Annotated in this window: 14 protein-coding genes; 7 read left to right on the top strand and 7 right to left on the bottom strand. The window is 66.7% G+C overall.

All coding sequences use genetic code 11. The features are described 5' to 3' along the window. Positions 1-47 precede the first annotated feature (47 nt). The 5 genes from pgl to VNR91_RS04995 all read right to left on the bottom strand — a co-directional run bounded on the left by pgl (position 48) and on the right by VNR91_RS04995 (position 4,368). The gene (gene pgl / locus VNR91_RS05015) at positions 48-755 is read right to left on the bottom strand and encodes a 6-phosphogluconolactonase (protein ID WP_325489685.1); all 708 of its coding nucleotides are present in this window, start codon (positions 753-755) and stop codon (positions 48-50) included. 48 nt (positions 756-803) lie between these two features. Continuing rightward, positions 804-2,261: a glucose-6-phosphate dehydrogenase gene (zwf, locus tag VNR91_RS05010; protein WP_325489684.1), complete on the bottom strand. Its 1,458-nt coding sequence runs from the start codon at positions 2,259-2,261 to the stop codon at positions 804-806. 97 nt (positions 2,262-2,358) lie between these two features. Further along, a complete protein-coding gene (argC, locus tag VNR91_RS05005; protein ID WP_325489702.1) occupies positions 2,359-3,288 on the bottom strand; it encodes an N-acetyl-gamma-glutamyl-phosphate reductase in 930 nt (309 codons plus the stop codon). Continuing rightward, positions 3,285-4,112, bottom strand: a complete 828-nt coding sequence (locus VNR91_RS05000; RefSeq protein WP_325489683.1) for a hypothetical protein — start codon at positions 4,110-4,112, stop codon at positions 3,285-3,287. The genes argC and VNR91_RS05000 overlap by 4 nt, the downstream gene beginning before the upstream one ends. After that, complete coding sequence (locus tag VNR91_RS04995) at positions 4,030-4,368, bottom strand: MarR family transcriptional regulator (RefSeq protein ID WP_325489701.1); 339 nt, start codon at positions 4,366-4,368, stop codon at positions 4,030-4,032. The genes VNR91_RS05000 and VNR91_RS04995 overlap by 83 nt, the downstream gene beginning before the upstream one ends. Positions 4,369-4,602: 234 nt before the next feature. Here VNR91_RS04995 and secG point away from each other — a divergent pair, with 234 nt between their 5' ends. Together secG and VNR91_RS04985 are read left to right on the top strand one after the other, a co-directional pair. After that, entirely contained in the window at positions 4,603-5,007 is a 405-nt protein-coding gene (secG, locus tag VNR91_RS04990) for a preprotein translocase subunit SecG (protein WP_325489682.1), read from the top strand. A 111-nt stretch (positions 5,008-5,118) separates the two neighbouring features. Next, positions 5,119-6,753 carry a CTP synthase gene (locus VNR91_RS04985; RefSeq protein ID WP_325489681.1) on the top strand — a complete coding sequence of 545 codons (1,635 nt, stop codon included), beginning with the start codon at positions 5,119-5,121 and terminating at the stop codon, positions 6,751-6,753. A gap of 104 nt (positions 6,754-6,857) precedes the next feature. Here VNR91_RS04985 and VNR91_RS04980 read toward each other — a convergent pair whose 3' ends face one another. Beyond that, positions 6,858-7,337: an Hsp20 family protein gene (locus VNR91_RS04980; protein ID WP_325489680.1), complete on the bottom strand. Its 480-nt coding sequence runs from the start codon at positions 7,335-7,337 to the stop codon at positions 6,858-6,860. Between the two features lie 251 nt (positions 7,338-7,588). On the opposite strand from VNR91_RS04980, the gene VNR91_RS04975 reads away from it, so the two are divergent. The 4 genes from VNR91_RS04975 to VNR91_RS04960 all read left to right on the top strand — a co-directional run bounded on the left by VNR91_RS04975 (position 7,589) and on the right by VNR91_RS04960 (position 12,873). Further along, positions 7,589-9,931 carry a TonB-dependent receptor gene (locus VNR91_RS04975; RefSeq protein ID WP_325489679.1) on the top strand — a complete coding sequence of 781 codons (2,343 nt, stop codon included), beginning with the start codon at positions 7,589-7,591 and terminating at the stop codon, positions 9,929-9,931. 548 nt (positions 9,932-10,479) lie between these two features. Further along, positions 10,480-11,730, top strand: a complete 1,251-nt coding sequence (locus tag VNR91_RS04970) for a lipoprotein-releasing ABC transporter permease subunit (RefSeq protein WP_325489678.1) — start codon at positions 10,480-10,482, stop codon at positions 11,728-11,730. Further along, entirely contained in the window at positions 11,723-12,397 is a 675-nt protein-coding gene (locus tag VNR91_RS04965) for an ABC transporter ATP-binding protein (RefSeq protein ID WP_325489677.1), read from the top strand. Before VNR91_RS04970 ends, VNR91_RS04965 begins: the two co-directional genes overlap by 8 nt. Continuing rightward, on the top strand, positions 12,394-12,873 hold the full coding sequence (locus VNR91_RS04960) for a glutathione peroxidase (RefSeq protein WP_325489676.1): 480 nt from the start codon (positions 12,394-12,396) through the stop codon (positions 12,871-12,873). The genes VNR91_RS04965 and VNR91_RS04960 overlap by 4 nt, the downstream gene beginning before the upstream one ends. 4 nt (positions 12,874-12,877) lie before the next feature. Here VNR91_RS04960 and VNR91_RS04955 read toward each other — a convergent pair whose 3' ends face one another. Beyond that, complete coding sequence (locus VNR91_RS04955) at positions 12,878-13,438, bottom strand: HdeD family acid-resistance protein (RefSeq protein WP_325489675.1); 561 nt, start codon at positions 13,436-13,438, stop codon at positions 12,878-12,880. A gap of 155 nt (positions 13,439-13,593) precedes the next feature. On the opposite strand from VNR91_RS04955, the gene VNR91_RS04950 reads away from it, so the two are divergent. Next, positions 13,594-14,787 (top strand): PHP domain-containing protein (locus VNR91_RS04950; protein ID WP_325489674.1); only part of this gene is annotated, 1,194 nt, incomplete at its 3' end.

The following is a 14,787-nucleotide window of genomic DNA, read 5'->3' as shown; positions in this document are numbered from 1 at the left end:
AGGGTGGCGCTTCGACATGCTCAGGGCGAACGGGAAAAACTATATGCCTATGCGGCCCAGTGGATGTCGACCGGCAGTTCGACGTCGGCCAGCACTCGCCCGATCGGGTGTGGGGAGGCCGCGCCGGCCTTGATCGCTTCCTCGACCACCTGGCGCTTGGCGTCACCGGTGATGGCGATGGTCAGCGCGCGGGCGGAGGCAATCGCGGCGCGGCTGAGCGTGACTCGCGCCACCGGCGCCTCGGACGGCATCGGATCGGGCATGACGCCCAGCGCGCGGCGTTCGTTGGGGCCGTTTAGCGCCTCGTCGAAGTCGGGGCCGGGGAAGATCGACGCGCAATGGCCGTCGGCGCCGACGCCGAGCAGGCACAGGTCGAGCGGCCAGTGGAGATCCTGGAGCAAGGCGTCGGCTGCGCGCCCGGCCGCCTTGTAATCGGGGGCGGTGGCGCTCACCAGCGGGATCACCCGTGCCTTCTTGGGCAGGAACACCTTGCCGATCGCGGTGACGTTGGACAGCGGATCGCCCAGCGGGACGATGCGTTCGTCGCCGGGCACGATGGTGACGCGCGACCAGTCGAGCTTGGCCTTGGCGAGTTGCTGATAGATCGGCAGCGGCGTCTTGCCGCCGGCCAGCGCGATCACCGCGGCGCCGCGAGCGTCGATCGCGCTTTCGATGACGAAGCCTATGTCGCCGGCGACGGCCTCCGCCATCTCCTCGATGCTGTCATAGTCCCACCATTCGATTTCGTCGGTCATTCCAATATTTTCCTGTATTTTCAAATTGGTGATGGGGCGTTCAAGCAGCTATTCGGTCCAGCTCACCCCGTCGCGCTCGGTCAGCGCGATGCCCGCCGACGGCCCCCAGCTTCCCGAGGGATAGGGCTTGGGCTTGATGTCGTTCGCTTCCCAGCCTGCGCGGATCGCGTCGATCCATTGCCACTGCGCCTCCACCTCGTCGCGGCGGACGAACAGCGTCGGGTCGCCCTCGATCAGGTCGAGCAGCAGCCGTTCATAGGCGATGCGCCGGCGCGTGCCGGCGAATTCGGTGTCGAGGCTCAGGTTGAGCGGCACCTCGCGCAGGCGGATGCCGTCGCGGTCGAGGCCGGGCTGCTTGGCCATCACCAACAGGCGCACATATTCGTCGGGCTGGAGCCGGATCACCAGCGTGTTGGGCTGAAGCAGTCCGCCGCGATCGGCGAAGATCGAGTGCGGCACGCCCTTGAACTGGATCGCGATCTCGCTGTGGCGCTGGGGCAGCCGTTTGCCGGTGCGCAGGTAGAAGGGAACGCCCTGCCACCGCCAATTGTCGACGTGCGCCTTGATCGCGACGAACGTCTCGACGTTCGAATCCTTGCCCAGTTCCTCGTCATAGCCCTTGACGATCTTTCCATCGACCGCGCCGGCGCCATATTGGCCGGTGACGGTCAGGTGCGGGGCCTCGGCCGGGGTGATCCGGCGGAGCGATCGCAGGATCTTGACCTTTTCATCGCGGATCGCGGTGCCGTCGAACCGGGCGGGCGGCTCCATCGCCACCAGCGCGAGCAATTGCAGCATGTGGTTCTGCACCATGTCGCGCAGCGCCCCGGCGGTCTCGTAATAGCCGGCGCGATCCTCCAGCCCGACGGTCTCGGCGATGGTGATCTGGACGTGATCGATGCCGCGCGCGTTCCACACCGGCTCGAACAGCGAATTGCCGAAGCGCAGCGCCAGGATGTTCTGGACGGTTTCCTTGCCTAGATAATGGTCGATGCGGAAGGTGCGGTCCTCCGGAAAGGCATAGGCGACCGCGTCGTTGATTTCGCGGCTGGACGCCAGGTCGTGGCCGAGCGGCTTTTCCAGGCCGATCCGCACCGTGTCGCCGGCCAGGCCGACCGACTCCAGCCCCTTGATCGTCGGTTCGAACAGGAACGGCGCGGTCGACAGGAAGATCGCGAGGCCACCCGACACGTCGCCGACCTTTTCCGCCAGCGCGGGAAAGCCGTCCTGCCTGGTCGCGTCGACCGGCTGGTAAGACAGGCGGTCGAGGAACGTGCCCAGCGCGCTTTCGTCCTTGCGGTCGGCGGGCAGGAACTCGTCGAGCGCCTTTTTGGCGAACGCGCGGTAGCCGGCGTCGTCATGGTCCGATCGCGCGGTGCCGGTGATGGTCAACCCGGCCGGCAGCAACCCGTCGGCGTGCAGGCCGTAGAGCGACGGCAGCAACATGCGCTGCGCCAGATCCCCGGTTGCGCCGAACAGCAGCAGCTTTCCCACGGATTGAGTCATCGTGCCTGTGCCTCCGTTCGCGCGGCCCCGCGTTCGAGTGCGCTCGACACCAACGGGGCGGAAAGATCAAGCCGACGCGGACGCCCGCGTTGGATTATCAGAGCACCAGCCCGGCGACCGGGTCGAGCCCGGCCATGATGTTCAGGTTCTGCACCGCCGCGCCGGCCGCGCCCTTGCCCAGATTGTCGAGCGTGGCGATCAGCCGCGCCTGCCCGCGTCCGGCGTTGCCCAGCACGCGCAACGTCAGCCGGTCGGTGCCGGCATCCTGTTCGATGCCGATCAGCGACGGGGCGTCGGTGGCGACCCGGACGACGGGACTACCCTGATAGGCCGCCTCCAGCACCTCGGTCACCGCCTCGATGCTGGGTCGGCGCGGCAGCGCGTGGAGCGGCAGCGGCACCTCCACCACCATGCCGCGATAGGTGTTGACCACCGCCGGCATGAAGAGGGGGGGGTGTTCGAGCCGCGCGTGGCGCTGCATTTCCGGTACGTGCTTGTGCTCCAGCGACAGGCCGTAGCCGCGCCAGGCGGTGGTGGCCGCGCCCGATTCGAATTCCTCGATCATCGAACGCCCGCCGCCCGAATAGCCGGAGGCGGCGTTGACGCTCAGCACCCAGTCGGCCGGGATCAGCCCGGCACGCACCAGCGGCCGCGCCAGCGCCAGAAAGCCGGTTGGATAGCAGCCGGGGTTGGTCACCCGCGCCGCCTCCGCGATCGTCGCGGCCTGGCTCGGCTCCAGCTCCGCGAAGCCATAGGCCCAGCCTTCGGCGACGCGGTGCGCGGTCGACGCGTCGATGACGCGGGTGCGCGGGTTGTCGATCAGCTCGACGCTTTCCCGCGCGGCATCGTCGGGCAGGCACAGGATGACGAAGGCGGCGTCGTTCAGCGCCTGACGCCGTGCCTCAGGGTTCTTGCGCTGGGCGTCGTCGAGCGTGACCAGCGCGATCTCGTCGCGCCCGTTCAGCCGTTCGCGAATCTCCAGTCCGGTCGTGCCGGCCGCGCCGTCGATGAAGACGCTGTGCTTCAGGGCAACCTCCTGCGTGTGATGATCGTGCCGATCTCGGCGATGTTGCGCCGGACGACGTGATCGGTGACGGTGATCGCGTGAGTCTCGTCCACCGCGATCGCGGCGGCGGCACCGTCGAAAAAGAGAAGGTCGCCGCGCAGCATCGGCGCGTCCTCGCCCACGGCATGGCCGATTGTCGCCTGAAGATCGACGAAGCGTGGCGCGCGGGTGCCCGCCAGCGATAGCGCCAGAAAGAGCAGGCCGCCCGAATCGACCCCGGCGCCCGACCGCCCGCCGGGCACGGCCGGGACGCCGACCAGTCGCTCGGCCAGGCTGACATAATCCGCGACCGGCGCATCCAGTGGACGGATGTCGGCCGCCGACCGCCCCTGATCACCGGTCACCCGGTTGCCCATCGGCAGCGTGGGAAGGCCGGTGCCGGTGACGATGTGGGTCGCGTCGATCGCCGGGGCAAGCGCGGTCACCTCCACGAAACCGACCGCGCCGTCGACCGGGCTGACGCCCCACGCATGGTCGCCAGACAATTCGAGCACGTCGAACGGCTCGCCCGCCAGCACCTCCGACAGCGGCGCGCCGCCGACAGTGGCATAGAGCGGCACGCGCCGCGCGGCGCTGCGCTGGATCGCGGCGACATAGTGGGGGGCGAACAGTCGGTCGACCAGACGCAGGTCGGCCAGGTCGCCGCGCGCGGCGTCGATGCGCGGATCGAACGCCTGGCTGCGCCCGGCGAGCGCGAAACGCTTACGCGCGTGCGTGGCTGGGAGCGTCGGTGTGCGGGGTGCCGACTGGGGCGTCGCCGGCGAGGAAATGCCCGAACTCTGCAAGAAAATCAGCCCCCTTGGTGGTACGCGCGACAAAGATGTTACGCTTGTCGGCGTCGTCGCGTTGTCGGCGCAGATAGCCGAGCGCGCCCAGTCGATTCAAGGCGCGCGTTACGACGGGCTTGGACACGTTGAGCGCGCGGGCTAATCCGCGCACCGTATGCGGCCCCGCATCCAGGTAAACCAGCATCAGCAGGGCCATCTGCCGGTTGGTGAGGTCGGGCTCACCCGATCGAACATAGTCGACCAGGGTGTGCATCCACTTGAACAGCGACTGTTCCGGCAAGGCATTCACGGCACCCACGTCCAATTCTCGACTCTGCGATTGATCTTGGGGGACAACGTCGGGTGAAGCGCGAGGTTTCAGTGCGTTCGCGAAATGTTTTGGGCATACGCCTTGGCGCCAATCGCCCGATGCGGCGGCGGCTATGGTTGATCGCGGCGATTCGCTCCCCTATGTGCGGTGCATCCTCGAATTCTGGCTTGGGTCTCGATGCTTTTCACCTTTCTGCTCGTCGTCCAGGCGATCGTCGCCGCGCTGCTCGTCACCGTCATCCTGATGCAGCGATCGGAAGGCGGCGGCCTGACTTCCTCCGGCAGCCCGTCGGGCCTGATGTCGGCGCGCGGTGCCGCCGATTTCCTGACGCGCTCCACCGCCGTGCTGGCGACCGTGTTCGTGCTGATGAGCATCGCGCTGGCGTTTCTGGCGGCGACCCGCCAGTCGAACACGATCGACACCAGCCTGGCGCGCCAGGCTGGCAATACGCCGCCGGCGGCGACCGCGCCGTTGCAGCCCCCGGTCGGCGACGATGCGCTGGCCGGTGCCGCGGCCAATGCCGCCGCGGCGGCGCAGGCCAATGCGGCCGCGGGCAACGGCGCGGTTCCGCTTGTCCAGTAAAACCCGGCAGTAAATTTCGGCAGTAATTCCGGGCGATTGACGCGGAAAATCGGGCGGCGCCGATTCGGGCGCTTGCCGGACCGCGTCGTTCGCCCCTATGCGGTGAATCCCATGGCGCGGTATATTTTCATCACCGGCGGCGTGGTCAGCTCGCTCGGTAAAGGTCTGATGGCGGCAAGCCTGGCGGCGTTGCTGCAGGCGCGCGGCTACAAGGTCCGCATTCGCAAGTTCGACCCCTATCTCAACGTCGATCCGGGCACGATGAGCCCGTATCAGCATGGCGAGGTCTATGTGACCGACGACGGGGCCGAAACCGACCTCGATCTTGGCCACTACGAACGGTTCACCGGGGTGTCGGCGCGCCAGTCCGACAATATCACGTCGGGCCGGATCTATCAGACGATCATCGCCAAGGAACGCCGCGGCGACTATCTGGGCGCGACGGTGCAGGTGATCCCGCACGTCACCGACGCGATCAAGGAGTTCGCCCGCGCCGACACCGACGACCTCGATTTCGTGCTGTGCGAGATCGGCGGCACCGTCGGCGACATCGAATCGCTGCCGTTCATGGAGGCGATCCGCCAGCTCAAGAATGATCTGGGCCGCGGCAACAGCTGTTTCGTGCACCTGACGCTGGTGCCGTACATCGCCGCCGCCGGCGAATTGAAGACCAAGCCGACGCAGCACAGCGTGCGCGACATGACCGGGCTGGGCATCCAGCCCGACGTGCTGGTGTGCCGTTGCGAACGGCCGCTGCCGGAAAGCGAACGCGCCAAGATCGCGCTGTTCTGCAACGTGCCGGCCAGCGCGGTGATCCCGGCCCTCGACGCCAGGTCGATCTACGGCGTGCCGCTGCAATATCATGCCGAAGGGCTCGACACCGCCGTGCTCGATGCGTTCGGCCTGCCCTCCGCCGGATCGCCCGATCTGCGCCGGTGGGAAGACATCATGGACCGGCTGACCAACCCGGAAGGGGAGGTGACAGTCGGCGTGGTCGGCAAATATGTCGGGCTGCAGGATGCCTACAAGTCGCTGAACGAGGCGCTGGTCCACGGCGGCATCGCCAACCGGGTCAAGGTCAACATCCGCTGGATCGACGCCGAGCTGTTCGAGGGCGACGAGGCCGACATCCCGGTCCACCTCGAGCCGTGCAACGCGATCCTGGTCCCCGGCGCGTTCGGCGAGCGGGGGGCGGAGGGCAAGATCGCATCGGTGCGGTTCGCCCGTGAGCGTGAGATTCCCTATTTCGGCATCTGTTTCGGGATGCAGATGGCGTGCATCGAGGGCGCGCGTAACCAGGCCGGGATCGCCGGCGCTTCCTCCACCGAATTCGGCCCGACCGATGAGCCGGTGGTCGGCATCATCACCGAATGGATGAGCGAGGAAGGCATCCAGAAGCGCGAATCGGGCGGTGATCTGGGCGGGACGATGCGGCTGGGCGCCTATCCGGCCACTCTGGCCGGCAACAGCGTGGTCGGCTCGATCTATGGCACGTCCGAGATTTCGGAACGCCACCGCCACCGCTATGAGGTCAACACGCGCTACCGCGATTCCCTGGAAGCGAACGGGCTGGTGTTTTCTGGCATGTCGCCCGATGGCCAGCTTCCCGAGATCGTCGAGCGGCCGGACCATCCCTGGTTCGTCGGTGTGCAGTTCCATCCCGAACTGAAATCCAAGCCGTTCGATCCGCACCCGCTGTTCGCCAGCTTCATCGGCGCGGCGCTGCGGCAATCGCGGCTGGTGTGATCCTCGCCGCGCCGAGCGCGGCGGATTCGAGCAAAAGGCGCCCGGACCGGTGGTCCGGACGCCTCAGCCACGGCGCTTAAAAGGGAGCAAAGCGCCGCTAGGGCTTACGCCGCCGCGACGGCCTTGTGCTCGATCGCGGACTCGGCCGGAGTGCCGGCGCCGGTGCCGATCGCGATCTTCTTGGGCTTCATCGCCTCCGGTATTTCGCGGACCAGCTCGATGGTGAGCAGCCCGTCGGCCAGGTCGGCGCTGGCGACCCGGACGAAATCGGCCAGCTCGAACCGGCGCTCGAAGCTGCGGTTGGCGATGCCCAGATGCAGCATCTGGGTGGGCGAATTGTCGTTGCTGTCGCCCTTCTTGCCCGCGACCAGCAGCAGGTTCTGCTGCGCGGTGATGTCGATCTCGTCAGCCTTGAAGCCGGCGAGCGCCAGGGTGACGCGGTAGCGATCGTCGCTCACGCGTTCGAGGTTGAAGGGCGGATAATTGTCCCCGGAACTGCCGCGGGCGCTGGCCTCCAGCATGTCGAACAAGCGATCGAAGCCAACCGTCGAGCGGCGGTAGGGGGTGAAATCGAACTGACGCATGAGTCAAAACCTCCATCGGGAGCAGATTGAACGTCGCAACCGGAGCCCGAGCACGGCGCCCCGGTGACGATGCGGCCCGTGATCGGCGCCGCACGAACTTGAAATCGGGTCGCTTCACCGCCGTTTCAAGGGCGGAAACCGCTGAAATCCTTGGCTCGAAAGCGGAGCTTCAGCGCGCGCAACGACAAATTTCTGGCTAATTCACACTAACTCCATCGGAGTATAGATGTTAGTTAAAAGGGATGGATTTCATGTCGATTACGCTCGCGCTTTTGGCGACGCTCCAGGTCGGACCGTCGCTTGCACCGCCGGAAGAGGCGCCGTCGCAGGCGGCGACCGCCGGCAATGTCGGCGACATCGTCGTCACCGCGCGCCGCCGAGAGGAAAGTGCACAGGACGTACCGATCGCGATGTCGGTGGTCAGCGGCGCGTCGCTGTCGGCGACGGGGGCGTTCAACATCAATCGGCTCCAGCAGGCGCAGCCGACGCTGCAGTTCGTGTCGAGCAACCCGCGCAACTCCGCGATCAACATCCGCGGGCTGGGCGCGCCGTTCGGGCTGACCAACGACGGGATCGAGCAGGGCGTCGGGCTTTACATCGACCAGGTCTATATCGGCCGCATCGGCGCCTCGACGTTCGATTTCGTCGACGTCGACCGGGTCGAGGTGCTGCGCGGCCCGCAGGGCACGCTCTATGGCAAGAACACCACGGCGGGCGCGGTCAACGTCACCACCCGCGCGCCCAGCTTCACCCCCGAAGCGCGCGGCGAAGTGAGCTTGGGCAACTATAATCTGTTCCAGCTCAAGGCATCGGCATCGGCGCCGATCGCGGCGGACAAGCTGGCGGTGCGGATCTCGACGTCGATCACCAGCCGGCGCGGCACGGTCTACAACGTTCGGACCGACGAGTATCTGCAACGCCAGGACAATTTCGGGGTGCGCGGGCAGTTGCTGTGGCAGGCGACGCCTGACCTCGATGTGCGCGTGTCGGGTGATTTCAGCGTGCAGAACCCCTATTGCTGCGTCCAATATTACGCGCGTGTCGGCGCCACCCAGCGCCCGGCCAATCGACAGTACGCCGAACTGGCGGCCGCATTCGGCTATGCACCGCCCAGCACCAACCCGTTCGACCGAGTCACCGATCTCGATGCCGACATCAATTCGCGACAGGAGGTCGGCGGCGCGTCGCTGGTCGCCAACTGGGATGTCGGGCCGGCAACGCTGACGTCGGTCACCGCGTGGCGCTATTGGGATTGGCTGCCGGCCAACGACCGCGACTATATCGGCCTGCCGATTACCACCGTGTCGCAGAACCCGTCGCAGCAGAAGCAGTTCTCACAGGAGCTGCGTCTCGCGTCGAACGGCGACGGACGTTTCCAGTACACGCTGGGTGCCTTTTACTTCCACCAGACGATCGATACCCAGGGATCGCAGGTCCAGGGCTCGGCGGCGAGCCGGTGGCTGCTCAACCCGACCAGCGCCAACGCCAACGATCCGTCGGTGCTCAACGGACTGACATCGACCAACACGATCGGGCTCGACAACACCAGCTTCGCAGTGTTCGGCAAGCTCAACTGGGAAGTGCTGCCCGGGCTGCACATCCAGCCGGGCGCACGCCTGAACTACGACAAGAAGAGCGGTTCCTACGTCTCAGTCGTCACCACCGGCACGGGCAGCACCACGCTCAACAGTGACCAGCGCGGCGTGCTGGCGCCACAAAGCTATGATCCGCGCTTCAGCGACTGGAACGTGTCGGGTGACGTCACCCTGTCATACGATTTCGCGGCGAACCTCCACGGCTATGCGACCTATGCGCGCAGCTTCAAGTCGGGGGGCATCAACCTGTCGGGCCTTCCGCTCGATTCCGCCAACAACCCGATCCTGAGTTCGGCCACGGTCAAGCCGGAGAAGGTCAATCACTTTGAAGTCGGCCTGAAGACCCAGTTCGCCGATCGCCGCGTCACGTTCAACGTCGCCGGTTTCTGGACCGAGGTCGACGATTTCCAGGCGACGGTGACCAACGGCCAGCTGGGCGTGATTCGCGGCTATCTGGCCAATGCGGAAAAGGTGCGTGTGCGCGGCGTCGAATTCGACGGCAACATCCGCCCCAGCGCGCGCTTCACCGCCTATGCCAGCGGCGCGTTCACCGATGCCAAATACGCGCGGTTCCGCGATGCGCCGTGCCCGCCCGAGCTGGCCGGCGGCACCGCCAGCCCCGCCAATTGCGACATTTCGGGTCAGATCCTGCCCGGTATCTCGAAATGGGCGGCCTCCTATGGCGCGGAATATAACGTGCCGTTCTCGCCGCTGGGCGGCGGTGCGCAGCTCTATGTCGGCTATGACGGCAATTATCGCTCGACCTATTCGTCCAACCCGTCGCGGTCGATCTACACCGACATCAACGGCTATTCGCTGTCGAACTTCCGGCTGGGAGTGCGGCGCGGCGACGGGCTGAATGCGTTCGCGTGGGTGCGCAACGCCTTCGATCAGGACTATTTCGATCTGCTCGCGGTGCAATCGGGCAGCACCGGCCTGATCGTCGGCCAGCCGGGCGATCCGCGCACTTACGGTTTTACGCTGAGCAAAACGTTCTGATGATAGGGGCGGGGTGGCGCCGTGTGATCCGGAAGCTCTCCGGCGCCGCCTCGTATCCTACCTGACCGCCGGGGCGCCTGCCCATATGACGCCACCGTGAATCGTCAGGGAGAGGGGGGCAGCCAAACGACAATCCAGGGCCCGCGCGGCTTTGGATTTTTGCGTTCGCTGACCGCCCGGACAGACCGAAGGTCGCGTTTCGCCACAAATGTTGAAAGGGACGCCGGAATCGCAAACGCCCGGACCGTTTCCGGCCCGGGCGCCTGCGTGACGATGACTCGTCAGCCCCCTTGATTGTCCAGCTTCCGCCCGCACACTCACCCTCCCAGATGAGCGGGGCTTGAAGCCTCCCCGAACCGAGGCCGTTGCCTGCGTTCCAGTGAGATGGTGGGTAGGCGCATCGCCTGTGCTTGTCATCGTCCTTCACAACAGCGCCGGACGATTGCCTAGCTAATGTGGGAATCGTGCAACAGCCCGATTGCGCCGCGACCGGCCGGACCGTAGGACCGTGGACGAACCCGCGCGTGTCCCGTGGGGGAGGATTTCCTATGCTCCTGTCGCGCTATGAACGGATGATCGCGCGCCGTTACCTGCTTCCCGGCCGTGGCGAGGCCTTTATCGCGCTGGTCGCGTCCATCAGCCTGGTCGCGGTGATGCTGGGCGTCGCCGCGCTGGTGATCGTGATGAGCGTGATGAACGGCTTTCGCGCGGAGCTGTTCGACAAGATCGTCGGGCTTAACGGCCATGCCGTCGTCCAGGGCTATGGTGGGCAGCTGCGCGACTGGCGGCAGGTGCTGGCGGACGCGAAGGCCACCCCCGGCGTGACCAGCGCGACGCCGCTGGTCGAACAGCCGCTGATGGCCGGTTATTCGGGCCGGGTCGAGGCGGTGATCGTGCGCGGCATGAACGTCCCCGACATCCTCGACAACCCGACACTGAACGGCAAGGTGGTGGTCGGCTCGCTCAACAGCCTGAAGCCCGGCAGCGGCACCATCGCGATCGGCAGCCGGCTGGCGCAATCGCTGGGGGCGACCCAGGGCAGCGAGATCCAGCTGATCAGTCCGCAGGGACCGGCGACACCGTTCGGCACCGTACCGCGAATCGTCAGCTACACCGTCGGCGCGATCTTTGAGGTCGGGGTCTATGACTATGACAAGGCGTTCGTGGTGATGCCGATGGAGGACGCCCAGACGCTGCTGCTGATGGGCGACAGCGTCGGCATGATCGAGATCGACACCGTCGATCCGGACCGGGTGCGCGAGATCCTGAAGCCGCTGACCGAAAAGATCGTTCGCGTCGGCGAGCTCACCGACTGGAGCCAGATGAACGCCCAGCTGTTCGACGCGCTAAAGGTCGATCGGCTGGTGACCTTCACCGTGCTGTCGATCCTGATCCTGGTTGCGGTGTTCAACATCCTGTCGTCGCTGATCATGCTGGTGCGGGCGAAGACCCGCGACATCGCCATCCTGCGTACGATGGGGGCGACGCGCGGCGGGCTGATGCGGATCTTCATGACCGTCGGCACCGCGATTGGCGGCGTCGGCATCGGCGCCGGGCTGGTGCTCGGCTTCATCGTGCTGATGTACCGGCAACAGGTGGTGACCTTCCTCGGTTTCGTCACCGGGCAGCAGATATGGGATCCGTCGATGCGCTACCTGACCGACCTGCCGGCCAAGACCGACCCGGTCGAGGTCGCGGGCATCGCCGCGATGGCATTCCTGTTCAGCTTCCTCGCCACGCTCTATCCGGCGTACAAGGCGGCGAGCACCGATCCGGTCCAGGTGCTGCGCTATGAGTGAGCCCGTCCTCCAGACCACCGGCCTCAAGCGCAGTTTTTCGCAGGCGGGCGTCGTCATCCACGTCCTGCGCGGTATCGACCTGACCGTCGCGCCGGGGGAGATCGTCGGGCTGCTCGGCCCGTCGGGATCGGGCAAGTCGACGCTGTTGCAGGCGGTGGGCCTGCTCGAAGGCGGGTTCGAGGGCTCGATCCGCATCGCCGGGGTCGAGGCCGCCCGGCTGTCGAGCGCGGATCGCACGATCACCCGCCGCGACCGGCTGGGCTTCGTCTATCAGTTCCACCATCTGCTCCCCGATTTCAGCGCGGCGGAGAACGTCGTGCTGCCGCTGCTGATCCACGGCGCCGCCCGCGCGGACGCGGAGGAGCGGGCGACGTCGCTGCTCTCCACGCTCGGCCTGGGTGAACGGCTGACTCACCGGCCGAGCCAATTGTCGGGGGGCGAGCAGCAGCGTGTCGCCGTCGCCCGTGCGCTCGCCAACCGTCCCGCGCTGGTGCTGGCCGACGAACCGACCGGCAATCTGGACGAGGCGACCGCCGACATCGTGCTGGGCGAGTTCCTGCGGCTGGTGCGCGGGCAGGGATCGGCGGCGCTGATCGCCACCCACAACGAACGTCTCGCCGCGCGGATGGACCGCGTGGTGCGGCTGCATGACGGGATGCTGGAATGACCGACCTCACCGACATTGCCATTACCGCGGCCGACGGTTCGGCAACCGATCTCAGCGCCTACGCCGGGCAGGTGCTGTTGATCGTCAACGTCGCCTCGAAATGCGGGTTCACGCCGCAATACGAAGGGCTGGAGGCGCTATATCGTGAGTATAAGGCGCGCGGTTTCGCGGTGCTCGGCTTTCCATGCAACCAGTTCGGCGGGCAGGAGCCGGGCGATGCCGCGGAGATCGCCAGCTTCTGTTCGCTGACCTATGATGTCACCTTCCCGGTGTTCGCCAAGGTCGACGTCAACGGCGACGCCGCCGCGCCCCTGTGGCGCCACCTCAAGCACGAGGCGCCCGGCATCCTCGGGTCGGAGGCGATCAAGTGGAACTTCACCAAGTTCCTGATCGGCCGCGATGGCGCGGTGGTCGCACGCTATGCGCCGACCACCAAACCCGGCGATATCGCGGCCGATATCGAAAAACTGCTGTAGCGACCTATTCGCGCACCGCGAAGGCGGCGGCACCGCGCCGGTGCGCCAACGCCTGCATGATCGCCACCGCGCCGCCGAACAGGAAGCTGAGGCCAAGGATGAAGCCGGGCAGCGTCATCGCCGCGAGCGGCAGCATCGCCAGGATATACAGCGCGAGCAGCACGTCGATCACCCCCAGCGTGATCATCGCCATGCGGTGCCGGCGAAAACGGATGCCGAAGCCGATCTCCATCACGCCGCGCACCATCAGCCAGAATTCGACCAGCAGCGTCAGCGATACCGCGCCGGATATCGGCCGCGCCGCCATGAACACGCCGACCACGAGTGACAGGATGCCGAACGCGATCGCGTAGAGCCGACCTTCGTGCCCCGGAGCGAAGACGCCCGCCGCGATCGAGACGAGCCCCGCGGCGATGAAGAAGCAACTGATGACGAAGGTCGCCGCCAACGTCGCCGCGAACGGCCAGGCGAAGGCGAGCAACCCCAGCACCACCGAGACGACGCCGTAGAGCATGATCCAGCCCCAGCCCGGACCGGTGTGGGGAGCGTCGAAACGTGCCGACATGAGGCTATCCCTTTCGTCTGCGGAGCGTAACGACACGGCCTGCCGTCGGTTCCGCCCGCTTTGTCGTGCCGGTGGGACCGAAAATCTGTGGATAGCGGGGCCGGAGCCGGCCCGGGGCGGTTCCATCGACGCGCCGCGCCTGCCATAGTCGCGCGATGCCGCATTCGGGTTTCGTTCCGCTCAGGGTCTTTTCGTCCTACACCATGCTGGAGGGCGCGATCGAGCCGAAGGCGATCGCCAAGCGCGGGAAGGAGCTCGGCTTTCCGGCCGTGGCGCTGGCGGATCGCAACGGGCTCTATGCCGCGATGGCGTTTTCCGACGCGTGCCGTGACGCCGGAGTCCAGCCCATCGTCGGTACGCTGCTCGCGGTGGCGCGGCCGATGCCGGAGAATATCGCCCAGCCGATCGACTGGCTCGCGCTCTACGCCCAGGACAAGGCGGGCTATGACAATCTGTGCCAGCTGGTGTCGATGGCGCATCTCGATCGCCCGATCGAGCTGGACGCGCACGTGCAGCTTGAGGCGCTGGCCGGGCGCACCGACGGGCTGATCGCGCTGACCGGGGGCAGCGACGGCGCGCTCGCGCGGTTGATTGCCGACGGACAGTCGGACGCCGCAGCCGCCTATGCCGATCGGCTGGAAGCGCTGTTCCCCGGCCGGCTCTATGTCGAGATCGTCCGCCGCCTGGATGCGGTCGAAGGTCGGGCGGAGGCGGGGCTGCTCGATCTCGCCTATGATCGCGACCTGCCGTTGGTTGCGACCAACCCGTGCTGCTTCGCGGAAGCGGGTTTCCACGAAGCGCATGACACGATGCTGTGCATCGCCAATTCGACCTATGTGACGAGCGAGGATCGCCCGAAAAGCTCGCCCGATGCGTGGATGAAGCCGGCGACCGAGATGCGCTCGCTGTTCGGCGACCTGCCCGAAGCGATCGCCAACACGCTGGTGGTGGCGCAGCGGTGCGCGGTGGCGGCGCCCAAGCGCAAGCCGATCCTGCCCAGCCTGGCCGGCGACCCGGCGGCGGAGGCGCAGATGCTGCGCGATCAGGCGCGCGCCGGGCTGGACGCGCGGCTGGCGCAATGGGCGATCGCCGATGACGAGACGGTGCAGGCCTATCGCGATCGGCTGGAATTCGAGCTGGACGTCATCATCCAGATGGGATTCCCCGGCTATTTCCTGATCGTCGCCGACTTCATCAAATGGGCGAAGTCGCACGATATCCCGGTCGGGCCGGGCCGCGGATCGGGCGCGGGATCGGTGGTGGCGTGGTCGCTGACGATCACCGATCTCGACCCGATCAAGCTGGGGCTGCTGTTCGAACGCTTCCTCAATCCCGAGCGCGTGTCGATG

It is taken from the genome of Sphingomonas sp. (assembly GCF_035555815.1).
Taxonomy (GTDB): domain Bacteria; phylum Pseudomonadota; class Alphaproteobacteria; order Sphingomonadales; family Sphingomonadaceae; genus Sphingomonas.
This window is presented reverse-complemented; position numbering and strand designations above follow the sequence as displayed.